This is a genomic window from Nostoc cf. edaphicum LEGE 07299 (genome assembly GCF_015207245.1).
Classification (GTDB): Bacteria; Cyanobacteriota; Cyanobacteriia; order Cyanobacteriales; family Nostocaceae; genus Nostoc; species Nostoc edaphicum_B.
The window spans coordinates 1-5,357 of record NZ_JADEXF010000315.1 but is presented as its reverse complement, the minus strand read 5'-3'; the positions used below and the strand labels follow the sequence as shown (position 1 = coordinate 5,357).

Annotated in this window: 4 protein-coding genes; 2 read left to right on the top strand and 2 right to left on the bottom strand. The window is 40.1% G+C overall.

Annotated elements, in window-relative coordinates; genetic code table 11:
• Positions 1–13 precede the first annotated feature (13 nt).
• Together IQ229_RS11410 and IQ229_RS11405 are read right to left on the bottom strand one after the other, a co-directional pair.
• Positions 14–1,663 carry a caspase, EACC1-associated type gene (locus IQ229_RS11410; RefSeq protein ID WP_194043768.1) on the bottom strand — a complete coding sequence of 550 codons (1,650 nt, stop codon included), beginning with the start codon at positions 1,661–1,663 and terminating at the stop codon, positions 14–16.
• On the bottom strand, positions 1,656–2,054 hold the full coding sequence (locus IQ229_RS11405) for a hypothetical protein (RefSeq protein ID WP_194043766.1): 399 nt from the start codon (positions 2,052–2,054) through the stop codon (positions 1,656–1,658). Before IQ229_RS11405 ends, IQ229_RS11410 begins: the two co-directional genes overlap by 8 nt.
• A gap of 430 nt (positions 2,055–2,484) precedes the next feature.
• Here IQ229_RS11405 and IQ229_RS11400 point away from each other — a divergent pair, with 430 nt between their 5' ends.
• Positions 2,485–4,581, top strand: a complete 2,097-nt coding sequence (locus IQ229_RS11400) for a TonB-dependent receptor plug domain-containing protein (protein ID WP_194043764.1) — start codon at positions 2,485–2,487, stop codon at positions 4,579–4,581.
• A 222-nt stretch (positions 4,582–4,803) separates the two neighbouring features.
• Positions 4,804–5,100, top strand: coding sequence for a hypothetical protein (locus IQ229_RS11395; RefSeq protein WP_194043762.1), 297 nt, complete (start codon positions 4,804–4,806; stop codon positions 5,098–5,100).
• Positions 5,101–5,357: the final 257 nt, after the last annotated feature.

Below are 5,357 nucleotides of genomic sequence, written 5' to 3'. Positions count from 1 at the left end.
TGTTTTAGCTTAGTCAGCACAACTGCCAAATTTTCACTGTCTTGTCATCACTACCGCTAGCAAGAGTCATACAATCTGAACTAAAAGCGACAAAGTTTACTCCATCGCTATGTCCACTCAAGGTACAAATAAGTTCCCAATTCTCTACATTCCACAGCTTAATAGTATTGTCATAACTACCACTAGCAAGGATTTGACCATTCAGGCTGAAAGTAATGGAATGAATCGGTTTGGAATGGTCGGTGAGGGTGTGCAGCAGTTTCCCAGTATTTAAATTCCACAGTTTAACAGTGTGTTCTTGACTCCCACTAGCGAGAGTTTTGCCATCTGGACTGATAGCGATCGCCCAAACTAAGTTAGAATTGCCAGCAAAAGTTTGCAATAATTCCTTAGTGTCTAGACTAAACAACTTAATAGTACGATCTAAACTGTCGCTGGCAATAGCCTGACCATTGGGAGTGATTGCCAGGGAAGAAGCTGCCCAAGAGTCTTCAGGTAGCCTTCCAATCTCTTTTCCCGTCGTTAGATTCCATAGCTTGATTGTATGATCCCGACTGCCACTGATCAGAGTCTGATTATCTGGGGTAATTCCTAAAGAATATACTGAGTCTGAATGTGCAGTAGAGAACCAAGTTCCAAGGTTGCGAACTAGTTTTCTCGTGTTGAGATTCCAAATTTTGATGGTTTTATCAGCGCTACCACTGGCAAGTATTTGACCATTGGGACTGATGACAACACTATTCACTGTATGTGAATGGCCCTCAAGAGTCTCTAAGAGTGTTCCAGTCTTCAGATTCCAAATTTTGATGGTTTGATCGGCACTACCACTAGCAAGAATTTGACCATCAGGACTGATGGCAACACTATTGACTGTATCTGAATGGTCAGTGAGTGTGTAGATACATCTCCATCCCTGAGTTTTATTAGTTGGAGTTTTAACAATTGGAACCCTGGAGCTTTCTTTAGTATTTGGAGCTTTAGCGATCGCAATCTTGTAGCCTTCTTTAAATGTTTGGATTTCTGGCTTCATTGTCGGTCTGATTGCTTGCACTTTCTCCTTGGCATACTCATGCAATTCATCAATAGTAATTCGGCCATTTTTATCTCGATCTGCTGCACCAGTTTCAATCCCCTCTACTATGTAATGAGTATAAATGCCTGCTTCTTCGGCTTCAAAGGATTGTCTTGCAGCAGTAGAAGATGCAAGTAGCGCACACCCTTCACAAGTAGGCTTTGCTTGCCAATCCACAGCAAAAGCTCCACTATAACAACAGTCAAGAATCACAACTTGCTGTCTGGAGGGACTTTTTTTCATAATATCTTGCACAAAATTAGCTGGCACTGCTGTTGAATGGAAGGCATCTTTCCGAGTGCTACGAGTTGCCAGGTAAAGCCTGCCATCATGGTCATCTGTAATTCCATGACCAGAGAAAAACAAAAAGGTAAAATCCTCCTTTTTACAATCTGCAAATAGCTTTTGAATGGCTATTTGCATTGTCATTAAATCTGGATTTACCAGTGCTTCTACTTTGTCAAAACTACCTAACAGCGGGTTTTCTAACACTCGCTGCATTGCTTTGACATCCTTATCAGCTGTCGGAACTAGCGGTAAGCCAGCTTCGTATTCGCTCACTCCAATCAGCAGTGCGACCTTCTTAGCCATTCGAGTCTCCCTGAACGGTTGCTAGCAGTTCCTTTGCTATTCTCTCGGCCTCTAATAGCTCTTGGCGGCTACTAGCTTCAAGCACAACCTTCTTATTATTGGCTTCTACTGTCACCTTGATTGGTTTGTCACCCAAGCGATCGCCTAAAAAGCCCAAAAATCCTTTAATATTCTTTACACTCACTTCTGCTGTCAGCATTCCTACCAAAAAAGAAATCCCTGGTTTGCTTCCCTCTTCTGGATTCAGGTCTTCTGTACGTACAACTCGCTCTACTTCCTCCAGGTTGCTGAGTCGATTCAATAAATTCTGTACTATTTCCTGCTTTTCTTCTGGATCTAATTCTGGATCGTTAAGAGCAATAGTAAAGATTACATTCGATAGTGCAGTCATAATAGCTCCTTAAGTACTATCATCGTTGTTGTAATTAAGTTTATTTATTTCACTTGCTATGGTGGAGATAACAGTGACAAATTCTTCCACTGCTAGTAAGTTGAATAATCTCTTGCCATACTTAACAGATTACCGTACTTTACATACACGCCCGAACGATTATATATTCCCCAGTCAACCCCTTTTTCAAATACGGTTCGGGATCGGCAGAGGGTATCGAGCAGTCCCATCTAAGGGAACCTTAGTTTGAAACTTCAGAAAGAAGGTGAGGAGAAAAAGAGTTTAATTACCCTTGATTTTGCCTTTTCATACTTTTAGAGACGGTTAGTTGCTGCTTAGAAAAACTATGACGGCGTGTCTTTTGACACGATTTTACTATTACAGCAACAATGCTACGTAGTGACTGTTTTTACTTGGTGTGAAAGAGAACGTGAAAAAGGATTTTTTGTTGCTAACAGTTGCTTTACCTTTACTGATAGCATCTCCTAGTTATGCTGTTGAGAGTGAAATTGAGCAGAGAAATACTAATAAATCAACCGACGTTATTTCAGATATTCCGAGTTTGAGTGAAATTGAGCTACCCGCCACTAATGCCGAATTATTATCTCAACAATCTGTACCCATTGAAGTTAATCCAGAAGAAACTCAGCCAGCAACAGAGCAAACTCCGAGCGATGATGCAGACATTTCTATAGAAGCGATCGCAGAACCAGACAACCTACCTCAATCTACTCCAACTTACGTCATTGATAAAGAAGAAATTAAAAAGCAGGGTGCTGCAAGTTTAGCCGATATCTTGAAACGAATGCCTGGTTTTGCAATCAATGATGTCGGTCATGGTGCAGATATTCATACAGGTACATACTACCGGGGAGCCTCAATTAATCAATCTGTATTTTTGATTAATGGTAGACCGATTAACAACAATGTCAACACTTATCATGGTGGAACTGATTTAAATAGCATTCCTGTAGAGGCGATTGAACGAGTGGAATTATATAGCGGTACAGCCTCTGCTTTATTTGGTTCTTCAGCCTTTGGAGGAGTTGTAAATATTATTACCAAGGAAGGTTATGGCAAACCTAAATTGAGTGGTAGTGCAGAATTTGGCTCATTGAATTTAAATAATCAACAAGTGACTTATGGTGGTTCATCTGATAAGGTCAAGTACAACTTTAGCTTTGAAAGATTCTTTACAGATAACCGTTACCGTGTCCCTGTAGGTGCAGCAAATCGTGATGAACAAGGATTTTTATCGAATGCAGATACAGCTACAAGTACCTACTTTGGTAGCATTGGAGTAGATTTAGATCAAAAAAATTCTCTGAATTTAGATGTTACTGCACTCAGCAGTCGTCGCGGTTTAATTTATTTCGGTTTCCCTCTCCAAAGAGATAGATTAGACCACGATGGTTTAAATATTGGCTTATCTTGGAAAACTCGGCTAGGTAATGGCGAAAGCTCTAACCTAACAACCTCAATTGGTTATAACCAAGATTATTTTAGCACCTATGGCCCTACAGGAGTATCATTTTATCGTAGAGGGTCTTTAGATACACAACAACTCACAGCCAGAGTCGATCATGAGTGGAAAATTACTTCTAATAATAAATTACGCTGGGGATTAGATTTGAAAAACACCGATTTAATCGGTGATGTTTTGAGTACAGATCCTACTAGGATTGCCGAGAACGAAACTGAAGATAAGAGTTTGCTTAACACAGCTTTATTCGCTGTCAATACTTGGAATATTAGCGATAATTTTTTGATAGATTTAGGGTTAAGACAAAGCTTTGATAGCCAATTTGGAAATTATCTCAATCCTAGTGTTGGGTTACGTTATGCCGTCACTCCAATAGTAGCAGTGCGTGGAAGTTGGGCAGGAGGACAACGCAATCCTGGGTTGGATCAGTTGTATGTTTATGATACAGTTCATGGTTGGGCACCTAATCCTGATTTAAGGCCAGAAATTGGCTCAACTTGGACTGCGGGAGTAGATATCAATTTTTCGGAAAATCTGATTGGACAGTTTACTTACTTTGGTAGTAGTATAGGCGATCGCTTGGGAGTGATCGCCGGAAAATGGGCAAACATTGGGCTAGTAGATACCAATGGTTTAGAGGCTGCATTGCAATTCAAAATTGCCACTGGCTGGTCAACATTCCTCAACTATACTTATACAGATTCCCAAATAAAAACAGGGGCAGATAAAGGTTTGCAGTTAGGTTTAATTCCCTACTCTGTACTACAAACTGGTGTGGGTTATCAAAATTCCGGTTGGCAAGCTAACTTGTATGTTACCTACAATAGTGGCGCTCGCAGATCCATCTTCGTTAACTCTACTGACAAGCCTACAGATTTTGCACCGTCTTTCGTGAATTTAGATTTGAGCGGACGTATACCTCTAACTAGCAATTTAGGACTAACAGTTTACTTAGAAAATCTACTGGGTGAGCAATATGAGCGAGTTAATCGCATATATAGCCCTGGATTTACTTTTCGTGTAGGTTTAAGCGCCAATTTTTAGGTATTCAATGTAGAGATTTTCTCATTGCAAAGTCTCTACATTCTTATGTCTTTGCACATAACTTAGAAAATCTCACTTTCCTATAAGGATAGAATGTTAGGTTTGACAGCATTTTTTAGTAAAGGCAACGCACCACCGTACAACATAGTGCGTTAAGCTAAAGCCATAATGACCCTACTTAAACATTTACTTTTAATCTAAAATCTAAAATATAAAACTGCTATGAGAGCCAGAATTGAAAATAAAATACTTTTTATCCACCACGAAGATTTGCCAGAGTTTAAGAAGGGTGGTTCGGTGGTGAGAAACTCTTATTTTTGGGCACTACGTTCAATAGCTGGTCAAGCTTCACGTTATCGTGATTGGGAATACGAACCGGAGGTTTGGCTAGCGCTTTCACGAATGCTTTTATCGTTTGCTGAATCAGGATATTTGGGTATTAGAGAAACTTTACTAGAGTTTCCCTTATCTCAAGGAGAAATTCCTAATTTGCTGCGAGACGTTTCCACTTGGGAGTAGGGATGTATAGCTGTTAAATCTCGAAATATCTCTTCTACATAGATGCGTAGCGGCTTCTTGCAGGGGACGAGCGATCTCTATATATTCTTATTAATACCATTTCTTTGCAAGGTTGCACCAAAACCTTTTAACTTCTTTCTTTGTGTCTTTTGCGTCCTTCTCTAACGAGACGCTGCGCGAATGCGGTTCGTTTTTCTTTCTTCTTTATTCTACTTAAAGATGGTTTAGCGCATCTTCATACAGAATTGGTATAACCC

Coding starts and splice junctions, on each gene's coding strand:
- IQ229_RS11405 (WP_194043766.1), bottom strand. CDS start 2,054: ATGACTGCACTATCGAATGTAATCTTTACTATTGCTCTTAACGATCCA.
- IQ229_RS11410 (WP_194043768.1), bottom strand. CDS start 1,663: ATGGCTAAGAAGGTCGCACTGCTGATTGGAGTGAGCGAATACGAAGCT.
- IQ229_RS11395 (WP_194043762.1), top strand. CDS start 4,804: ATGAGAGCCAGAATTGAAAATAAAATACTTTTTATCCACCACGAAGAT.